We start from the raw sequence: 17,980 nt of genomic DNA, 5'->3' as shown, positions 1-17,980 counted from the left end.
TCACGCGGCGAGCGGGATCGTGGCGGCGACCGACAGGCCGCGGCTGGCGCGCGCGATCGACAGCGAACCGCCGAGGGCCGTGACGCGCTCGCTGACGCCGGTGAGGCCGAAGCCCGCGGATTGCGCCACCTTGGCCGCATCGCCGCCGCCATCGTCCTCGACGCGCACCAGCAGGGCGTTCTCGCTTCCGGTTCTCCGCTCGATCCGCAGCACGATCTCGCGCGCCGAGCTGTGGCGCAGCGCATTGGTCAGGCACTCCTGCGCGACGCGATAGGCGGTGGCGGCGACCGTGCCGCTGATGTCGGCAAGGTCGCCCCGCAAATCGAGCTGGATCATCGGTCGCGCCGTGCGCGACCGCCAGCTGTCGACGAGATCGACCAGGCTTGCCTCCAGCCCGAGCTCTTCGGCCGGCGGATGGCGCAGCCGGTTCAGTGTATCGCGCAGGCACGCCATGATGCGGCGCGTCGCCTGCGAGATCATCCGTGCATCCTGCGCAACTTCGGTGCCGGCGGCATACTTGTCCCCGGCGCTTGCCTCGATCGTGTTGGCGAAGGCGAGGATCGCGGTGAGGTTCTGGCCGAACTCATCGTGCAGCTCGCGCGCCAGCGTGCGGCGTTCGTCGTTGCGGATTTCGAGCAGCCGCCGGGTCAGCACCGTGCGTTCCTCCTCGGCGAGCGCGAGGCGGTCGCCGAGATCGCTGACGGCGCGCCCGATCATCGCGAGCTCCATCGAGCGGACGCGCGGCAGCGGCGTACGGTACTCGCCGTCGGCCATGCGCCGCAGCGCCGACACGATTGAGTGGGCGGGCGCCAGCGTGTGCGCGATCGCAAGCGAGGCGAGCAGCGCGATGGCGAGCGCCATCAACAGCGCGACATGGATGTTGTCGAGAATGTGCTGCCAGGCGAGCGCGATGGCGGCGTCCGGATCGGCGATGGCGCGGACGGTTCCCGCGGTCGCGGCGCGGGCGCTGATCGGCCGCTCCACGGTGGCGTGATCGCCGAGTACCATCTGCACGGTGGCCGCGAACCAGCGCGGCGGCGCCTTGCCGATCCCCTTGCTCTGGCCGCAGAGTGGCTTCTCGAAGGCGCCGGCCGGGTCGAACTGCACGCAGATCCCGGGCGCGATCAGGCCCATGGTTTCGATGGTGCGCCAGTCCGGTGCCGGCAGCAATTGCTCGCGCATCCGGTTGCTGCGCAGCAGCAATTCGCGCCAGTACAGCGCTTCGAGCGATTGCGAAACCCGCTCGGCGGACGCCTGGGTGGCGCGATCGACGCTGCGATAGGCGTCGATCGTGGCCCAGACGGTGGCTGCGCCGAGGCATAGCGCGACGATCACGAGCAGGCGGGCGACCAGTTGAAGCACGAGGCGCATGCGATCACTCCACGGCCAGAGCATGATCCGCAACGGAGAGAAGCGGGTGGTCATGCTCAAACGAGAGATGCGATGCTAACAGCAGCGCTGTTCCCCGCCAATCGCAAGCATGCGAAGCTGCGCAGGTCGGGAAATTTGCCCGACGAAATCTGGGCAGATGTCTTTGGACGGCGCAGGCCGGCTCTGCTCTAACGGAAAGTGAGGCCCGCGGAGCCTCATGGAACAGTCGCCACAGGGAGCTCACGCAGCATGGATGCCAAGGTCGACGTCGCGGCCGCATCGGCCGGCACGGACGCGGCGGAGCGCAGCGCCCTGCTGCTCTGGATGATCTTCACCGGCCTTTCGCTGTTTGCCGCCTTCCTGCTGTGGCGCTACGGGCTGATCCGCCTCATGATCAGTTCCGACCGCACCTACATTTCCAGCGTCATCGCCGTCCTCTACATCGTCACCTGCATCCATTGCTTCTGGCGGACGCGGGCGATCGCGCGGGAAGGCGAGGTCGCGCGCTCCTGCCGCACCATCCTCGCCACGCCGGATGGCGCCAAGATCCTTGCATCGGGGGCGCTTGCATCGGATGCGCGCGGCCTGCCCGGCGGGCTCGTCACCGATCACATCAAAAGCCTGGTGCAGAAGGCCGAGGCGCAGGCCAAGGGACGCATCGACCAGACCCTGCTGCTGCGGACGCTGGCGGACCGGCTGCGCGGGTCCAACGGCTTTGGCGCCTTCGTCTCCGACACGCTGATGAAGCTCGGCCTGCTCGGCACCATCATCGGCTTCATCATCATGCTGGCGCCGATCGCTTCGCTGGATGCCGCCGACAAGGTCGCGATGAAATCGTCGATGGGCCTGATGAGCGACGGCATGGCGGTCGCGATGTACACGACGCTGGCCGGGCTGATCGGATCGATCCTGGTCCGGATCCAGTATTACATGCTCGATTCCGCGACCCAGCGGGTGTTTTCCGACGCCGTCGTGCTAACCGAGACGCACGTTACGCCGGCCCTGGAACGTCGCCTTGGTGCGCCGTCATGATGGATGAGTTCGGGCTCTATCCACGCGAGGAGCCGTTCGATCCGCTCGGCGTCATGCTGTTCAAGGCGCTGCAGGTCATCGCCTTCCTGTTCTTCCTGGCGCTGCTCGCGGTGTCGCCGGACTCCAAGGAAGGCAAGATCGAATCCAAGGCGGAGTTCATCATCACGATGGACTGGCCGGACAATCATCCTGACGACCTCGACCTGTTCGTGCAGGATCCGGCCGGCAACATCGCCTGGTACCGGCATCGCGAGGCCGGCTTCCTGACGCTCGATCGCGACGACCGCGGCGGCGCCAACGACTTCATCATCGTCAACGGCAAGAAGATCGCCTCGCCGATCCGCGAGGAGATCGTCACGCTGCGCGGCGTCGTTGCCGGCGAATACACCGTCAACGTCTCGCATTTCCAGGCCACGACCGGCGAGCCGGTGCAGGCCAATGTGAAGGTGCAAAAACTCAATCCGACGGCGCAGGTGATCTTCGACGACAAGCTGACCGTCGATCACACCGGCGACGAGAAGACCGCGGTCAGGTTTCGTCTCGACGCCGAAGGCAAGGTGATCAACGTCGACCGGCGGCCGAAATCGCTGCTCGAGACCTTCCGCAGCAGCTGGCGCAACGGCGGCGACCTCGATCCGAAAACCGGTGTCCCGAAAACCGGCGTCAGGGTGCTCCGCAATGATTAGCTTGCAGTCAGTGATCCTCACGCTTGCGGTCGCATACGCGGTGGTCGGTGCGCTGCTCTTGATCGTGCTGGTCTATGCGCGGCTGCACTGGTCGCTGAAGGCCGTCGTCATCGTCGTGACCAGCGCGTTCTACTTCGTCAGCTTCGGCGGCATGCGCGGTCTGCTTGGCTGGGCGTCCGCAGAAAAACTGCCGGCGAATTTCAAGCTGCTGTCGACGCGCATCGTGGAGCCGCATTCGCTCGAGGGCGACCCGGGCTCGATCTATCTCTGGGTCGAGGAGCTTGACGAGGACAACCGGCCGAGCGCGATCCCGCGCGCTTTCCGCATTCCCTATAGCGAGGCGTTGGCGGAGCAGACCCACACCGCCGAGAACGAGATCAAGGCCGGGCATCCGCAAGGCGGGCGGGCGGCGGATTTCGGCGGCGGCGACGGCACCATCATGGACTTCGTCAGGGAGTACATCACGCCGAAGACGATCGTGGAGACGACCGGCGGTGATTCCACGACGGGGACGTTCGTGGCTCCGCCGGCCGGCGCGCAAGGGTCGGTGTTCACGCCGCTGCCGCCGCCCCGGATGCCGCCCAAGGACGAGCAGCAATAGCGGGATGCCTACCCGGGAGGGTGGCACAAAAATAGGGATCGGCAATAATCAGTCAGCGGGATGGACAGTAATCATCCGGAATTCCTCAATTCCCTGAAGTGTGTAGTCTTGTGGCTAACCGGGGCTAGATTTTATCCCCAAGCCATTTTTCCCGGCAAAGGGGCCGCTGCGTGAAGCGGCCCCTTTCGATTCCGGCGGCAAGGCCCGGTGAGAGGCCGGCGCGGCGGGGCGGGCTTACAGCACCGTCAGAAATGCGATCGCGAGAACCATCAGCCACCCGACAATGACGAGCGAGACCACCGCGCCCGCGGTGATCTTGGCGATCTCCTTCAAGGTCATTGGCCGGTCCATGCAAACCTCTCCTGGCTAGCCCTGAGCGGAGACATAGGCACGGACCGGCATATCGCCCCGACCGCTCACGGAACGTTGTAGCGCCCATAAGCCAGGGGTGGACCGTTCCGGGGGGGGGGCCACGGCTGTCATGTCACAAAATATTGTCTGACAGATATTGAAATCTGTCAGCGAGATGGTGTATATACTCGGGAGCCCAAGGGAGGAGGGCGCCCAGTGGCTGTTCCGGCGTTTGGCCAGGGAGCCGGACTTAATTTGACTACCTCGAAGGACTACCTCCATGACCATAGAAATCTTTCAATTGACCGCCCAGATTCAACAGTGGCTCAATCTTCGCGTCGCCCGCCACTTGGCCGCCCAAGCCGCCAAGTTCACCCGCGGGCAGGACAGCGATAACCAGACGGTAAACGCATGAACGAGGCGGTGGTTTTGACACCCGAGCGGATCCTTGAGGCAACTGAGGATGTCTTGAGGCGCTTCGGGCTGACCAAGGCCACTGTTGTCGACGTTGCCCGTGCGCTGGATGTCAGCCACGGCAGCGTCTACCGTCACTTCCCCAGCAAAGCCTCGCTGCGCGATGCCGTCGCCAAGCGCTGGCTCGACCGCGCCAATGAGCCGCTGTGCAAGATCGCAGCCGGCGATGGTCCGGCGCCGGAGCGGCTGGAACAATGGCTGCGCACCGCCTTCTCGATCAAGCAGAAGAAGGTCTGTGACGATCCCGAGATGTTCGCGACCTACCTTGCGCTGGCGCAGGACGCGCGCGAGGTGGTGGAAGCCTACAAGGACAAACAGGTCGATCTGATCGCGAAAATCCTGTCCGACGGTGTCGCGCAGGGCGTGTTCGAGATCGACAATGTGAAGGCGACCGCGCGTGCGGTGTTCGACGCCACCGTCCGCTACCATCACCCGGCGCATGCCGAGGAATGGGCCAAGCCCGAATGCCCGTCGCGGATCGACGCGCTGCTGGCCCTGCTGCTGAAGGGCCTGCGGGTCTGCAAGCCCTGACCGACCTTTCTGCCGACATCCTCTGACCGCCTGATGCCTTTGGCCCGATTGCGAGCCCGGGGCCGCGTGTGCTTGATATCGGACAGGGATCAGCAACGCGGACCACGATGCGGCTTGCACTGTTCGCCGATATTCACGCCAACCGGCAGGCCTTCGCCGCCTGCCTCGACGCTGCGCATGCGCGCGGCGCCGAGCGGCTGATCTGCCTCGGCGATATCGTCGGCTACGGCGCCGATCCCGAATGGGCCGTCGATACGGTGATCGACCTCGTCGCCAAGGGTGCGATCGCGGTGCGCGGCAATCATGACAATGCGATCGGCGTGCCGAGCGACACCATGAACGCCGAGGCGCAGGCCGCGATCGACTGGACCCGCGGCCGGCTCAGCGGCGAGCAGAAGGAGTTCCTCGCTGGGCTTCCTATGTCGCGAGAGGAGGACAACAGGCTCTACGTGCACGCCGAAGCTTCGGAGCCCACGAAATGGCGCTACGTTCGCGACACCGCCGACGCCGCGCGCAGCATGATGGCCACCGAGCTGCAGATCACGTTCTGCGGCCACATCCATCGTCCCGGCCTCTATTCGATGTCCTCGACCGCCAAGATGACGAGCTTCGTTCCGACTTCGGGCATCGCTGTTCAGTTGCTGCCGGGGCGGCGCTGGCTTGCGGTGCTCGGCTCGGTCGGCCAGCCGCGCGACGGCGATCCCGCGGCGTCGTTTGCCATGTTCGACACCATAAGCCGCGAGATCACCTATCATCGCGTGCCCTACGACGTCGCGACCGCGGCGGCGCGGATCAAGGCGAACGGCCTGCCGCACTGGCTCGCCGACCGTCTGCCGCTCGGCCGGTGACGCCGATGGCGGCGCTGGCGATGCAGGCGGGTGCCGAGATCGATGGCTTCACCATCGGCGAACGCGTGCACCGCGGCGGTATGGCAACGCTGTGGAGCGTCACCCATCCCGGCATCACCGTGCCGCTACTGATGAAGGTGCCGCTGACCTCGGAGGGCGAGGATCCGGCCGCGATCGTCAGCTTCGAGATGGAGCAGATGATCCTGCCGCGGTTGTCGGGGCCGCACGTGCCGGCCTGTTTCGGCACCGGCGACTTCGAACGCCAGGCCTATGTGGTGATGGAGCGCATCCCCGGGCAGACGCTCTACAAGCGGCTCGGCGAGCTGCCGATGCCGTATGAGGCGGTGAGGGTGATCGGCGGCAAAGTCGCGACCGCGCTCGCCAGCCTGCACCGGCAGAACGTCATCCATCACGACATCAAGCCGAGCAGCATCATGTTCCGCGAGCGCGGCGAGGCGGTGCTGATCGATTTCGGCCTCTCGCATCACCGGCATCTGCCCGACCTGCTGCAGGAGGAGTTTCGCCTGCCTTACGGCACCGCGCCCTACATGGCGCCGGAGCGCCTGCTCGGCGTACGCGACGATCCGCGCAGCGATCTGTTTTCGCTCGGCGTGCTGCTCTATTTCTTCACCACCGGCATCCGCCCGTTCGGCGAGACCGAAAGCCTGCGCGGCATGCGCCGGCGGCTGTGGCGTGACCCCTATCCGCCGCGCCAGCTGAAGCCCGACTATCCGCCCTGGCTGCAGGAGATCGTGCTGCGCTGCCTGGAGATCGACCCCGTGGCGCGCTATCCGACCGCGGCGCAGCTTGCCTTCGATCTCGGCCATCCCGATCAGGTGAAGCTGACGGCGCGGGCGCAGCGGCTGAGCCGCGATCCGCTCGGCACGGTCTGGCGCCGCCGCTTCAATCTCGGCGCGGTGCCGCCGCGGCCGAAGTCTGATGTCGCGGCCCAGCTCGCCGCGAGCCCGATCGTCGCCGTCGCGCTCGATGTCGGCGAGGGAGCCGAGGCGCTGAACGACGCCATCCGCGTCACTGCCGAGCGGGTGCTGTCGACCTCGCCGTCGGCGCGGCTCGCTTGCGTCAACGTGCTGAAGCTCAATCGCCTGGCGATCGACCGCACCCATGACGAGCAGGGCCAGAACAAGCATGTCGACCGCCTGGTGGCGCTGCAGCACTGGGCGCGGCCGTTCGGGCTCGAGGAAGGGCGGCTGACCGTGCATGTGCTGGAGGCGATCGATCCCGCCGCCGCGATCCTGGAATTCGCCGCGGTCAATCTGGTCGACCACATCATCATCGGCGCGCGGCAGAACTCGCTGCGACGCGCGCTGCTCGGCAGCGTGTCCGCCAGGGTCGCGGGGGAAGCGCCGTGCACGGTGACCGTGGTGCGGCCGTCGCGGCTGGCGCCTGCGACGGATGCCGATGAAGGTGACGGCGCGGCGGACCAGGCGGCCAATGCCGCGGCCACGCCGCCCGCGTTGTTCTAGCTTCTCCGGATCGTCAGATCGCTTCGCCGCGCGCTTCGGCCGCCGCATGGCGGATCGCGGCGATGTTGGTCTTGTAGGCTTCGACGGTGCCGCCCTTGAACACGGCGGACCCTGCGACAAAGGCGTTGGCGCCGGCGGCGGCGAGCTGGCCCGCGACGTCGGGCGCAACGCCGCCGTCGACCTCGATGTCGATCGGGCGGCCCGCGACCATCGCCCTGACGTCGCTGATCTTGCCGATCGCCGAGCGGATGAAGGCCTGGCCGCCGAAGCCGGGATTGACCGACATGACCAGCACGAGGTCGATCAGGTCGAGCACGTATTCGATCGCGCTCGCCGGCGTTGCCGGATTGAGCGAGACGCCGGCCTTCTTGCCGAGCGCACGGATCGCCTGCAGCGAGCGATGCAAATGCGGGCCGGCCTCGGCATGCACCGTGATGTGGTCGCAGCCCGCCTTGGCGAACGCCTCCAGATAGGGGTCGCAGGGCGAGATCATCAGGTGGGCGTCGAAGATCTTCCTGGTGTGGGGCCGCATCGCCTTGATGACGTCAGGCCCATACGAGATGTTCGGCACGAAGTGTCCGTCCATCACGTCGAGATGGATCCAGTCGGCGCCGGCCTGGTCGACGGCGCGGACCTCCTCGCCGAGCTTTGAGAAATCCGACGCCAGGATCGACGGAGCGATAACGAGGGGACGCGGGGTGAATGACTGAGTCATGTCAGCTGTTCCGGAAGACTTCAGGGGGCGACGGGTGAGTCCGCCTAACATGCGCAGGCGTGGCGGGCAATGCGAGCCGACGGCGCTCCGTGACCGGAAAATTCTTCCGCCGGCGGCAGCTCTTGCCGGGTGCGCGGAACCGCTTCGACGCGGGAACGCCTGGTTTCACTGGGTTTTTGCCATGGCACGCCGTTTGCTCAGCCACTGACCAGCGTTTGAGCCGCCAGGCGCGGCCCGGTTGGAGTATTGCCATGCTGTTCGCCCTTGGCGCTGCGTCGTCGGCCATTGACCTCTTGAGCTCGCTGATGTCGTCGAAGTCGACGACGCAGACCGGCAGCTCCAGTCGGGGGAGGCAGACCACCGGCCTGTTCGCCCCTTCGACCGGTACCTCGACGTCGACCGGCAGCAGCACCGGCACCGGCTCGGGCAGCGGCTCCGCGCAGATTTCGCCGCTGACGATGGGCGCGCTGATTTCCGCGCAAAGCCAGTCGCAGACCGCGGTTGCAAACAGCCCGACGGCGGCCAGCCGCTCGGATGCGCTCAAGGACCTGTTCTCGCAGATCGATGCCGATGGCAACGGCAAGATCACCCAGTCCGAATTCGAGAACGCGCTCGGCGCCGGCGGCACCAACACGGCGCAGGCCGACGACGTGTTCTCCAAGCTCGACAGCAATGGCGACGGCGGCGTCAGCCTCGACGAGATGTCCCAGGCGTTGCAGAGCCACAAGGGCGGCCATCATCGCCATCACATGGCCAGCGGCTTGACCGATGGTTCCGGCTCCGCCAGCGGCGCGGGCGGATCGAGCTCCGATCCCTTGATGCAGGCGCTGGACGGCGCGACCTCGACGTCGGTGACCAACAGCGACGGCTCGACCACCACGACGACGACCTATGCCGACGGCTCGAAGGTGTCGATGACGACGCCAGCCGCGTCCTCCGCGACCCTCAACGCGGCCTCGTCCTACAATATCGTCGAGCAGCTGATCCAGCGCCAGGCGAAGGCGATCTCCGCGCAGGACTTTGCTTCGGTTTCCGTTAGCGCCTAGCCGAACCGGTCCCGCCAACTCGGCAGCGCGCCGGCAAATGGCAGCGCGGTCGCTGAATGGACGCCGCGGGCGATGGCGCGCGCCACCGTGTTGGCGGCGAGCGCACCGAGCCTGGTGAGGCCGAACAGCGGATCGATCGGCTTGGCGCCGGTCGCGGCGGCAAACACCACGTCGCCGTCGAGCGGGGCGTGCACGGGATAGATCGCACGCGCCATGCCGGTCTGCGCGATCATCGCAAGCCGCCGCGCCTGCGGCTTCGTCAACTGCGCGTCGGTCACCACGACGACGAGGGTGGTGTTCTCGGCGGCGCTGGCGTCGGCGCCGCCCTTCAGCCGCGCCTTCAGCATGTCCGGGGTGAACGCGGGCGGCAGGCCGCGCCCGCCGAACTCGCCGCCGACCTCGAACGGCGCCGCCCAGAACCAGGGGCCGCTGCCGACCGTGACGCTGCCGACCGCGTTGACCACCGCGAGCGCCGCGACCGTCACGCCGTCGTCGGTCACGTCGGACGCCGAGCCGAGGCCGCCCTTCAGGTTGGCCGTGGTCGCGCCCAGGCCGGCGCCGACGCTGCCGAGCTCGAAGGCATCAGAGGCGGCATTGGCCGCCGCGTAGCCGAGATCGCGATAGGGCGGAAAGCGTCCCCACGCCTTGTTGCCGCCGTTGAGCAGGTCGAAGCAGATCGCGCCGGGCACGATCGGGATCACCGCGTCGCGAATGCGGAAGCCACGGCCGCGCTCGGCGAGCCAGGCCTGCACGCCGCCGGCGGCATCGAGCCCGTGCGCCGAGCCGCCGGACAGCGCGATGGCGTCGATTGCCTCGACGACGTTGTGCGGCGAAAGCAGCGCTTCCTCGCGGGTGCCCGGACCGCCGCCGCGGACATCGATCGAGGCGACTGCCGGCCGTTCGAACAGGATGGCCGTGACACCGGAGGCGACCGTGGGATCGTCGGCATGGCCGACGGCAACGCCGCCAATATCGGTGAGAAGGTTTTTCACGATGGGTCCATCCGCCTGCTGTCCGATCGATCCGGTATAGCAGCCGCGACGGATGCATCAACCGTCGGGCGCGGGCGGGCGGAGGCGTGCGGTAAGACTTGCCGGCATCCGGTCAAAAAAACGCCCCGGCGGACCGGGGCGTTCTCGTATCTCTGATGGATCAGACGCGCGAACGGCTCAGGAGCCTTTCGGATTGATCTCGGTGTAGTTGCCCTTGGCGTCCCACTTGTAGACGACGTAATCGATCGCCTTGATGTCGCCCTTGGCGTCGAAGGCCATCTTGCCGAGCACGGTATCCCACTCGCCGGCCTTGATGGTGTCCATCACCTTCTTGGCGTCGGTCGAGCCGGCCTTGGCGACGGCCTGCGTCCAGACCTGCATCGCGGCGTAGGTGTAGAGCGTGTAGCCCTCGGGGTCGATATTCTTGGCCTTGAACTTCTCGACGATCGCCTTCGCGGTCGGCTTGTTGCGCGGGTCGGGGCCGAAGGTGAACAGCGTGCCTTCGGCGGCGGGGCCGGTGATCGAGGCGAACTCCTTGTCGTTCATGGCGTCGCCCGCCATCAGCACGGTCTGCAGGCCCTGGTCGCGCATCTGGCGCAGGATCAGGCCGGCCTCCTGATGGTAGCCGCCGACATAGACCAGATCGATGTTGTCGCGCTTCAGGCGCGACACGATCGAGTTGAAGTCCTTGTCGCCCTTGTTGTACGACTCGAACATCTTCTCCTGGAAGCCGGCCTTGTTCAGCGCCTTCTTGGTCTCGTCGGCGAGGCCTTTGCCGTAGGTGGTCTTGTCGTTCAGGATCGCGACGTTCTTGCCCTTGTAGTTCTTCATGATGTAGTCGGCGGCGACCAGGCCCTGCTGGTCGTCACGGCCGCAGACGCGCGCCACGTTCCAGAGCTTGCGCTCGGTGAACAGCGGGTTGGTCGAGGCCGGGGTGATCTGGAGCACGTTGGCGTCGGCATAGGCCTCGGAGGCCGGGATCGAGGACGACGAGCAGAAATGGCCGGCCACGAACGGGATCTTCGAAGAGCCGATCTTTTCCGCGATCGAGCGCGCCTGCTTCGGATCGCAGGCATCGTCGTCGGCTTCCAGCGCGAGCTTCTTGCCGAGCACGCCGCCGGCGGCGTTGATGTCGGCGACCGCCTGCTCGGCGCCATTCTTCATCTGCCGGCCGAAAGCGGATTCGGAGCCCGTCATCGGGCCCGCGACTGCGATGGTGATGTCTTGCGCGAACGCGCTCGCCGAGAATGCGAACGAAGCGCCCAATGCCAGGCCGATCAGCTTCAGTGATTTCATGAGACGTCCCTCGTGGTCGTTGCCTCTTGCGGAAGGGCCCGGCGCGCCGGGCCCCAAAACCGCGGGCATTCTCAGCTGATTTCGCGGCGAAGTCACCGGCAATTTTCAGGCAAATCGACGCTGCATCAGCTGCATCCTGCTTGCGGTGGCGGCACGGAACGCGCAGCTAGCCGCGGCGGCCGCCTTCCAGATAGGCGGCGCGGATTTCCGGGCGCTGCAGCAATTCGGCGCCGGTTCCGGCCAGCGTGATCAGTCCGTTGACCATGACATAGCCGCGATGGGCGAGCTTCAGCGCATGGTTGGCGTTCTGCTCCACGATCAGCACGGTGAGGCCGTCCTGCCGGTTCAGCGTGCGGATGGCGTCGAAGATCTGCCGCGCGATCAGCGGTGCGAGCCCGAGCGAGGGCTCGTCCAGCATCAGCAGGCGGGGCCGGCTCATCAGGGCGCGGCCGATCGCGAGCATCTGCTGCTCGCCGCCCGACAGCGTGCCGCCGCGTTGTGCTACTCGTTCCTTCAGGCGCGGGAACAGCGCGAACACCCGCTCCAGCCCGGCTGCGCGCTCGGCCTCGCTGCATTCGGTGGCATCGGCGCCCATCTGCAGGTTTTCCGCGACGCTCATGCGCGGAAAGATCCGCCGGCCTTCCGGCGATTGTGCGATGCGCAGCCGTGCGATCTCGTGGGTCGGCACGCCGGTGATGTCACGGCCGTCGAACTCGATCGCGCCGGCGCGGGCGCGCGGCCGGCCGAAGATCGTCATCATCAGCGTCGACTTGCCGGCGCCGTTGGCACCGATCAGGGCGACGATCTCGCCGCGATTGATCTCGATATCGACGCCCTTCAGCGCCTCGATCTTGCCATACGCCGCGCGCACGCCGCGCACCGCGAGCAGGGGTGTCGTTGGCTGTGTCGCGCTCACGTGCCGCTCTCCATCACGGCGATCGCCTCTTCCTCGTCGGCGCCGAGATAGGCGGCGATCACCTTGGGGTCGTCGCGCACCGTCTGCGGCGTGCCCTCGGCGATCTTGACGCCGTAATCCATGACCACGACGTGATCGGAGATCTCCATCACGACCGACATGTCGTGCTCGATCAGGAGGATCGAGGTGCCCTGTTCGTTGCGGATCGACAGCAGCAGCTCGTTCAGCCCGCCGCTCTCGCGCGCGTTCAGTCCCGCTGCCGGCTCGTCGAGACAGAGCAGCGCCGGTTCAGTGCACATCGCGCGCGCGATCTCGAGCCTGCGCTGGTCGCCATAGGGCAGGTTGCCCGCGGCATCGTCGGCGCGGTCGAGCAGGCCGACGCGTGCGAGCCAGGTCCGCGCCAGATCGATGGCGCGCTGCTCGGCCTCGCGCCAGGACGGCAGGCCGAGCAGCCCGAGCAGGGTCAAGCCCGAGGCGCGCATCAGCGCGTTGTGCTGAGCGACCATCAGGTTTTCCAGCGCGGTCATGCCGGGAAACAGCCGGATGTTCTGGAAGGTGCGCGCCACCTTGGCCTGCTTGGAGATGCGGAAATCGTTCAGCCGCTCGAGCTGGATGGTGCGGCCGTCGTCATGGGCGAGGCGGATCGCGCCCCCGCTCGGCCGGTAGAACCCGGTGATGCAGTTGAACACGGTGGTCTTGCCGGCGCCGTTCGGCCCGATCAGCGCGGTGATCTGGCGCCGCTCGGCCGCAAAGGACAGCTCGTTGACCGCCACGATGCCGCCGAAGCGCATCATCAAGCGGTCGACGGTGAGGATGGGGTCGCCGCTCATCCGTGGCCCTCCTTGACGAGGTCGGACGAGATCGCTTGGTTGCGTTCCAGGAACACGGTCGGTGCGCGATGGCCGATCAGCCCGCGCGGGCGCCAGATCATCAGCAGCACCATCGCCATGCCGAACACCAGCATGCGGTATTGATCGAGGCCGCGGAACAGCTCGAAGCCGCCGATCATGGTCAGCGCTGCGAGCGCCACGCCGAGCTGCGAGCCCATGCCGCCGAGCACGACGATCGCCAGCACCAACGCCGATTCCTGGAAGGTGAAGGATTCCGGACTGATGAAGCCCTGCCGCGTGGCGAAGAACGCGCCGGCGAGGCCGCCGAACATCGCGCCGGTCGCGAACGCCGTCAGCTTGGTGGTCGTGGTGTTGATGCCGAGCGCGCGGCAGGCAACCTCGTCCTCGCGCAGCGCCTCCCAGGCGCGGCCGATCGGCAGCCGCCGCAGCCGGATCGTCACCCAGTTGGTGATCAGCGCCATCGCCAGGATCAGGTAGAACAGGAAGACAAGGCGGTGCGTGGGCGAGAATTCGATGCCGAGCTTGGCGGCGAGCCCGTCATCACCCGCCGTCAGCGGAATGCCGAACATGGTCGGGCGGGGAATTCCCGAGACGCCGTTGGGGCCGCCGGTCAGGCTCTGCCAGTTGATGATGACGAGGCGGATGATCTCGCCGAAGGCGAGCGTCACGATCGCGAGATAGTCGCCGCGCAGCCGCAGCACCGGGAAGCCGAGCAGCACGCCCCAGAACGCCGCCAGGATGCCGGCAAGCGGCAGGCAGACCCAGAACGACAATCCGAAATTGGTGGCAAGCAACGCGTAGGAATAGGCGCCGACCGCGTAGAAGGCGACATAGCCGAGGTCGAGCAGGCCGGCGAGGCCGACCACGACGTTCAATCCCCATCCCAGCATCACATAGGTCAGGACCAGGATCGACAGGTCGAGAATGTAGCGCTGGTTGTAGAAGATGACAGGCACGAGGAAGGTGAAGACCAGGAGCGCCGGTGCCAGCCAGCGGCCGGCGAACGACATCGCTGATTGCACTGGCTTCGGCACGATGCGGTCCTTGTCGACCGGTCCCCACCATTGCCGCAGCAGCTCGACGACGATGCTGCCGCCGAACACCGCGCCGACGAGGGCTGCGAGGTCGCCGAATCGTGTCCAGTAGATCAGGCCGCCCTGCGGGCCGGCCTCGGTCCGGACGCCGATCATCAGCGAGAACAGCACCAGCGCGACAAGGGCGCTGATCAGGGCTTTCTTGAGAATGAAGGCGCTGCCCGAGGGCTGCGCGGCGTGCGAGGGGCGGGCTGAGGTCGCGCTCACGAAGTGCCTGTCAGACTTTTTCGACTTCGGGACGGCCAAGCAGGCCGGTCGGCATGAAGATCAGCACCACGATCAGGATCGAGAACGCGGCGACGTCCTTGTACTCCACCGAGAAATAGGCCGACCAGAACGTCTCGATCAGGCCGATCGCGAGCCCGCCGAGCATGGCGCCCGGCAGCGAGCCGATGCCGCCGAGCACGGCGGCGGTGAACGCCTTGATGCCGGCGACGAAGCCCATGAAGAAATCGACCAGGCCGTAATACAAGAGATACATCATGCCTGCGACCGCGGCGAGCGCGGCGCCGATCACGAAGGTCATCGAGATGGTGCGGTCGACGTCGACGCCGAGCAGCGCGGCCATGGTCTGGTCCTGCTCGCAGGCGCGCATGTCGCGTCCGAGCCGGGTGCGCGAGACCAGCCAGGTGAACAGCGCCAGCACGACGATGGTGGCCAGCACGACCATGATCTGGATGTTGGAGAGCTGCACGGCAAAGCCCTGGGAGCCTTCATGCAGTGTGTAGCCGCCGGTGATGATCGGCGGCACCGGCTTCACCCGCGCGCCCTGCGACACCTGCGAGAAGTTGGTCAGCACGAACGACATGCCGATCGCCGACAGCATCGGCGCGAGGCGGAACGAATGCCTCAAGGGCCGGTAGGCGATGCGCTCGATGGTCCAGCCATAGAGCGCGGTGATCGCCATCGAGACCAGCAGCACGATCAGGAGGATCAGGGGGATCGCGGTGAGGCCGAGCGACACCAGCACCAAGAACGAGATCAGCGCGATGAAGCCGCCGATCATGAAGATGTCGCCATGCGCGAAATTGATCATGCCGACGATGCCGTAGACCATCGTGTAGCCGATGGCGATCAGGCCGTAGATCGAACCGAGCACGAGGCCGTTGATCAATTGCTGGGCGAAATAATCCATACGCTGCCGTCAGAGCCTGTTCGGTTGAGAACCGACCAGGCTCTCGTGTTGATCTGGACGCGTTTTCTTCACGCGAACCGGTTCCCACTTCGCTCGAAAACGCTACGTCGAGGGTGACGCGGCGAGGGCCCCGGCAGCCTGATCCGTCGCGTCGTGTTGTTTTCTAACAGTGGAACCCCGGCCGCGGCAACAGCGTGGCAGCAGCAGAAAGGGCTTGTACATAACTAGTTTGGCGGATGCGGTTCCGATGTCACAGGGCCGACATGGCTTTGCCCTGCAATGATCACGCCGGAACCCGTGTTTCCCCAGCAACCGCGCTTCCGACGCGCGCGTTGTCCCCCAGCTTGATGAAAGCAAAGGGAGCAGCTGAATGAGCAACCCAAATCAGAATCCGGGCCAGCCGAACCAGAACCCGAGTCAGAAGCCCGGCCAGCAGCAGCAGGGCGGCGGCCAAAAGCCCGGCCAGTAACAGCAGGATCCGGGCCGGCAGGGCCAGCAGTCCAATCCGGAGCGCTAATTCGGACAATTGAGCCGAACCAGCAGGAGGCCCCGCCGAAAGGCGAGGCCTTCCTTGTTCAGGTTTTCCAGCTTGAGCTACGGCCTGTCTGGTTCAGGCCAACTGATCGGCGAAGCGGCCGCGGAAGGCGTATGAACCGAAATGCGTGAGCTCGCTTCGAAGGTCGAGCCAGATTTCGCCGCCGAGATCGATCCAGCGCCGGCAGAACGCGTAATCTTCGGACAAATACTCGCCGGTCGTCTTGTCGATCATGCATTCGAACAGCGAGACGCGGTCGAGGTCGGCGCGAACCAGGTCGCCGGTGTTCAAGTCGTTGCTCTTGTGGTTCGCCCGATATTTGAGTTCGGGATGGGCGTCGCACAGCCTGACGAGGGCGGATCGCGTCATCATGAGAAAGCCGGTTCCGGTATATCGGACCTTGGCGAAGCCGTCGCCGCGCGCCGCGATCTGGTCGCCCTCCCATGTGACGACATAGTCCAGCGAGGATGACGCGAGGTTCTTGCGCTTGGCGTCCGCAGCCCGCTGCACCTTGGCCCAATCGATGTGCTTGAGCGGATAGGCCGCGGCCGAAACATCGGTGCCGCAATCCAGCAGCCGGAAGACGGACTCGGGTTCGAACCCGATATCGGCATCGATGAACAGGAGATGGCTGGCTCCGGATGCAAGGAATTGGTGGGCCAGTTCGTTCCGGGCGCGCACGATCAGCGATTCGTTTCCGATCAGATGGAACTGGATGTCGATGCCCCGGGCCGCGGCCGCAGCCTGAAGCTTCAGGGCGGACAACACATAGGCCATCTTCAGATCGCCGCCGTAGCAGGGCGTTGCGACGAAAACGCGCGTTCGTTCGGTCATTTTACCCCCAATTTTCGGTCGGCACGGGAGCCGATCGCATAGATCCGGAACCATCGCATCGCGCTTAACCTTAACAAAGGGTTTAAATTGCTGCCGGCAATTGATCGGCGTTAGCTCGCGCCCTGAATCGTCGCCAATCCGATAAGGCGCGGGAAGCACGGGAAGCGGCAATGTCGAACAACTGGCGGATCAGCTCCTTCAACGGCGCGCTGCTTGCGGCCTATTTCATTCCGGTCTGGAGCATCATCGCCTTCAGCATCATGGTGTCACCGATCCACGGCCTCTACGAGCGGCCGAGCGTGTCGATCGCGTTCTATGCCAGCGACTATCTGCACCTCGGCAAGATGGCGACGGTGCGGCTCGCATGGCTGCTCGCGCTGGCGCGGATCACCGTGGTGGCGTTCTTCGCGGTCTTCCTCGCGATGGCCGCGTTCTCGCCGCTGCGCAAGAGCAGCAGCGGCGCCGACGAGGCGCTGGCGGTGGCGCTCTGCCTCGGCAGCGTGCTGAGCTTCGCCAGCATGATGATGGCCTCCAAGGTCGGCGAGATCGAAGCGATGCGCATGCATGCGTCCGAGCTTCTGATGCTGCTCGGGACCGCGATCGTGATGCTGTTCGAGACCTCGCCGAAGCGAGTTCAAGCATCTGCCGACGCGGCAACGACCACCGAAACGCCCGCCGGCCAGCTATCCGTTCAGCAACCCTAATTCGGCAATGATCGCGCCGGCTTCCTTGACGGCGTGATTGGCCGCCGGCACGCCGCAATAGATCGCCTGCTGCAGCAGGATTTCCTTGATGTCGTCGGGCGTGAAGCCGCCCTCGGCGAGCGCCGCGCGCACATGCAGGCGGAATTCGTCCCACTGGCCGAGCGCGACCATGGTGCCGATCACCAGCACGCGGCGGGTGCGGTGATCGAAATGCGGCCGGGTCCAGATGTCGGCCCACGCATAGCGCGTGATCAGGTCCTGGAAGTCGGCGTTGAACGCGTTGCGGTTCTTGATCGACTTGTCGACCCATTCGTTGCCGAGCACCTTGCGGCGCTGCGTCATGCCGTCGTCACGGCGCTGATTGTCGTCCATGGATGTCTCCTCATGAAATCGTAGCCCGAATGGCGCGCAGCGCAATCCGGGGCTTCAGCGTTGGCCGAAAGACTTGTCCCGGATTTCGCTTCGCTGCATCCGGGCTACGTGC

At 66.0% G+C, this 17,980-nt stretch carries 19 protein-coding genes; 9 read left to right on the top strand and 10 right to left on the bottom strand.

The features are described 5' to 3' along the window. Positions 1-1,371 carry a sensor histidine kinase gene (locus E2I15_RS16365; protein ID WP_137483390.1) on the bottom strand — a complete coding sequence of 457 codons (1,371 nt, stop codon included), beginning with the start codon at positions 1,369-1,371 and terminating at the stop codon, positions 1-3. 249 nt (positions 1,372-1,620) lie between these two features. Between E2I15_RS16365 and E2I15_RS16360 the strand changes: the two genes are divergently transcribed. The 7 genes from E2I15_RS16360 to E2I15_RS16335 all read left to right on the top strand — a co-directional run bounded on the left by E2I15_RS16360 (position 1,621) and on the right by E2I15_RS16335 (position 7,378). Next, on the top strand, positions 1,621-2,403 hold the full coding sequence (locus E2I15_RS16360; protein WP_137483391.1) for a MotA/TolQ/ExbB proton channel family protein: 783 nt from the start codon (positions 1,621-1,623) through the stop codon (positions 2,401-2,403). Continuing rightward, positions 2,400-3,089 (top strand): DUF2135 domain-containing protein, encoded by a 690-nt coding sequence (locus E2I15_RS16355; protein WP_137483392.1) that lies wholly within the window; start codon positions 2,400-2,402, stop codon positions 3,087-3,089. Before E2I15_RS16360 ends, E2I15_RS16355 begins: the two co-directional genes overlap by 4 nt. Beyond that, positions 3,082-3,690 (top strand): hypothetical protein, encoded by a 609-nt coding sequence (locus tag E2I15_RS16350; RefSeq protein ID WP_016843143.1) that lies wholly within the window; start codon positions 3,082-3,084, stop codon positions 3,688-3,690. Before E2I15_RS16355 ends, E2I15_RS16350 begins: the two co-directional genes overlap by 8 nt. A gap of 631 nt (positions 3,691-4,321) precedes the next feature. Beyond that, the gene (locus tag E2I15_RS39560; RefSeq protein WP_016843141.1) at positions 4,322-4,456 is read left to right on the top strand and encodes a hypothetical protein; all 135 of its coding nucleotides are present in this window, start codon (positions 4,322-4,324) and stop codon (positions 4,454-4,456) included. Then, positions 4,453-5,046, top strand: a complete 594-nt coding sequence (locus E2I15_RS16345; RefSeq protein WP_137483393.1) for a TetR/AcrR family transcriptional regulator — start codon at positions 4,453-4,455, stop codon at positions 5,044-5,046. Before E2I15_RS39560 ends, E2I15_RS16345 begins: the two co-directional genes overlap by 4 nt. A gap of 107 nt (positions 5,047-5,153) precedes the next feature. Next, positions 5,154-5,894: a metallophosphoesterase family protein gene (locus tag E2I15_RS16340; protein WP_137483394.1), complete on the top strand. Its 741-nt coding sequence runs from the start codon at positions 5,154-5,156 to the stop codon at positions 5,892-5,894. 5 nt (positions 5,895-5,899) lie between these two features. Next, complete coding sequence (locus E2I15_RS16335) at positions 5,900-7,378, top strand: serine/threonine protein kinase (protein ID WP_137483395.1); 1,479 nt, start codon at positions 5,900-5,902, stop codon at positions 7,376-7,378. Positions 7,379-7,391: 13 nt separating this feature from the next. Here E2I15_RS16335 and rpe read toward each other — a convergent pair whose 3' ends face one another. Next, a complete protein-coding gene (gene rpe / locus E2I15_RS16330; protein WP_038380608.1) occupies positions 7,392-8,093 on the bottom strand; it encodes a ribulose-phosphate 3-epimerase in 702 nt (233 codons plus the stop codon). A gap of 251 nt (positions 8,094-8,344) precedes the next feature. On the opposite strand from rpe, the gene E2I15_RS16325 reads away from it, so the two are divergent. Further along, positions 8,345-9,139 (top strand): EF-hand domain-containing protein, encoded by a 795-nt coding sequence (locus E2I15_RS16325; protein WP_137483396.1) that lies wholly within the window; start codon positions 8,345-8,347, stop codon positions 9,137-9,139. Here the strand turns inward: E2I15_RS16325 and E2I15_RS16320 are convergent. The 7 genes from E2I15_RS16320 to E2I15_RS16290 form a co-directional block, all read right to left on the bottom strand. Continuing rightward, complete coding sequence (locus tag E2I15_RS16320; protein ID WP_137483397.1) at positions 9,136-10,131, bottom strand: P1 family peptidase; 996 nt, start codon at positions 10,129-10,131, stop codon at positions 9,136-9,138. The two genes, E2I15_RS16325 and E2I15_RS16320, sit on opposite strands and share 4 nt — an antisense overlap. A 177-nt stretch (positions 10,132-10,308) precedes the next feature. Continuing rightward, positions 10,309-11,427, bottom strand: a complete 1,119-nt coding sequence (locus E2I15_RS16315; RefSeq protein WP_018272407.1) for a branched-chain amino acid ABC transporter substrate-binding protein — start codon at positions 11,425-11,427, stop codon at positions 10,309-10,311. Between the two features lie 166 nt (positions 11,428-11,593). Then, positions 11,594-12,343: an ABC transporter ATP-binding protein gene (locus E2I15_RS16310; RefSeq protein ID WP_137483398.1), complete on the bottom strand. Its 750-nt coding sequence runs from the start codon at positions 12,341-12,343 to the stop codon at positions 11,594-11,596. Further along, entirely contained in the window at positions 12,340-13,173 is an 834-nt protein-coding gene (locus E2I15_RS16305) for an ABC transporter ATP-binding protein (RefSeq protein ID WP_137483399.1), read from the bottom strand. The genes E2I15_RS16310 and E2I15_RS16305 overlap by 4 nt, the downstream gene beginning before the upstream one ends. Further along, entirely contained in the window at positions 13,170-14,495 is a 1,326-nt protein-coding gene (gene livM / locus E2I15_RS16300) for a high-affinity branched-chain amino acid ABC transporter permease LivM (RefSeq protein WP_026192977.1), read from the bottom strand. Before livM ends, E2I15_RS16305 begins: the two co-directional genes overlap by 4 nt. A 10-nt stretch (positions 14,496-14,505) precedes the next feature. Next, positions 14,506-15,423 carry an ABC transporter permease subunit gene (locus E2I15_RS16295; protein ID WP_018272404.1) on the bottom strand — a complete coding sequence of 306 codons (918 nt, stop codon included), beginning with the start codon at positions 15,421-15,423 and terminating at the stop codon, positions 14,506-14,508. Positions 15,424-16,033: 610 nt separating this feature from the next. Continuing rightward, positions 16,034-16,792, bottom strand: a complete 759-nt coding sequence (locus E2I15_RS16290; protein WP_137483400.1) for a hypothetical protein — start codon at positions 16,790-16,792, stop codon at positions 16,034-16,036. A 170-nt stretch (positions 16,793-16,962) separates the two neighbouring features. Between E2I15_RS16290 and E2I15_RS16285 the strand changes: the two genes are divergently transcribed. Continuing rightward, on the top strand, positions 16,963-17,496 hold the full coding sequence (locus tag E2I15_RS16285) for a hypothetical protein (RefSeq protein ID WP_137483401.1): 534 nt from the start codon (positions 16,963-16,965) through the stop codon (positions 17,494-17,496). Here E2I15_RS16285 and E2I15_RS16280 read toward each other — a convergent pair. Further along, a complete protein-coding gene (locus E2I15_RS16280) occupies positions 17,476-17,868 on the bottom strand; it encodes a carboxymuconolactone decarboxylase family protein (RefSeq protein ID WP_137483402.1) in 393 nt (130 codons plus the stop codon). The two genes, E2I15_RS16285 and E2I15_RS16280, sit on opposite strands and share 21 nt — an antisense overlap. Between the last annotated feature and the right edge of the window lie 112 nt (positions 17,869-17,980).

Source organism: Bradyrhizobium sp. BR2003, assembly GCF_009720285.1.
GTDB lineage: Bacteria > Pseudomonadota > Alphaproteobacteria > Rhizobiales > Xanthobacteraceae > Bradyrhizobium > Bradyrhizobium elkanii.
Note: the sequence above shows the minus strand (reverse complement) of the source record. Positions and strands in the feature narration are given on the sequence as shown.

Excerpts from the sequence above, each read along its gene's own strand:
- E2I15_RS16365 (WP_137483390.1), bottom strand. The coding sequence starts at position 1,371 with ATGCGCCTCGTGCTTCAACTGGTCGCCCGCCTGCTCGTGATCGTCGCG.
- E2I15_RS16360 (WP_137483391.1), top strand. The coding sequence starts at position 1,621 with ATGGATGCCAAGGTCGACGTCGCGGCCGCATCGGCCGGCACGGACGCG.
- E2I15_RS16355 (WP_137483392.1), top strand. The coding sequence starts at position 2,400 with ATGATGGATGAGTTCGGGCTCTATCCACGCGAGGAGCCGTTCGATCCG.
- E2I15_RS16350 (WP_016843143.1), top strand. The coding sequence starts at position 3,082 with ATGATTAGCTTGCAGTCAGTGATCCTCACGCTTGCGGTCGCATACGCG.
- E2I15_RS39560 (WP_016843141.1), top strand. The coding sequence starts at position 4,322 with ATGACCATAGAAATCTTTCAATTGACCGCCCAGATTCAACAGTGGCTC.
- E2I15_RS16345 (WP_137483393.1), top strand. The coding sequence starts at position 4,453 with ATGAACGAGGCGGTGGTTTTGACACCCGAGCGGATCCTTGAGGCAACT.
- E2I15_RS16340 (WP_137483394.1), top strand. The coding sequence starts at position 5,154 with ATGCGGCTTGCACTGTTCGCCGATATTCACGCCAACCGGCAGGCCTTC.
- E2I15_RS16335 (WP_137483395.1), top strand. The coding sequence starts at position 5,900 with ATGGCGGCGCTGGCGATGCAGGCGGGTGCCGAGATCGATGGCTTCACC.
- rpe (WP_038380608.1), bottom strand. The coding sequence starts at position 8,093 with ATGACTCAGTCATTCACCCCGCGTCCCCTCGTTATCGCTCCGTCGATC.
- E2I15_RS16325 (WP_137483396.1), top strand. The coding sequence starts at position 8,345 with ATGCTGTTCGCCCTTGGCGCTGCGTCGTCGGCCATTGACCTCTTGAGC.
- E2I15_RS16315 (WP_018272407.1), bottom strand. The coding sequence starts at position 11,427 with ATGAAATCACTGAAGCTGATCGGCCTGGCATTGGGCGCTTCGTTCGCA.
- E2I15_RS16305 (WP_137483399.1), bottom strand. The coding sequence starts at position 13,173 with ATGAGCGGCGACCCCATCCTCACCGTCGACCGCTTGATGATGCGCTTC.
- E2I15_RS16295 (WP_018272404.1), bottom strand. The coding sequence starts at position 15,423 with ATGGATTATTTCGCCCAGCAATTGATCAACGGCCTCGTGCTCGGTTCG.
- E2I15_RS16290 (WP_137483400.1), bottom strand. The coding sequence starts at position 16,792 with ATGACCGAACGAACGCGCGTTTTCGTCGCAACGCCCTGCTACGGCGGC.
- E2I15_RS16285 (WP_137483401.1), top strand. The coding sequence starts at position 16,963 with ATGTCGAACAACTGGCGGATCAGCTCCTTCAACGGCGCGCTGCTTGCG.
- E2I15_RS16280 (WP_137483402.1), bottom strand. The coding sequence starts at position 17,868 with ATGGACGACAATCAGCGCCGTGACGACGGCATGACGCAGCGCCGCAAG.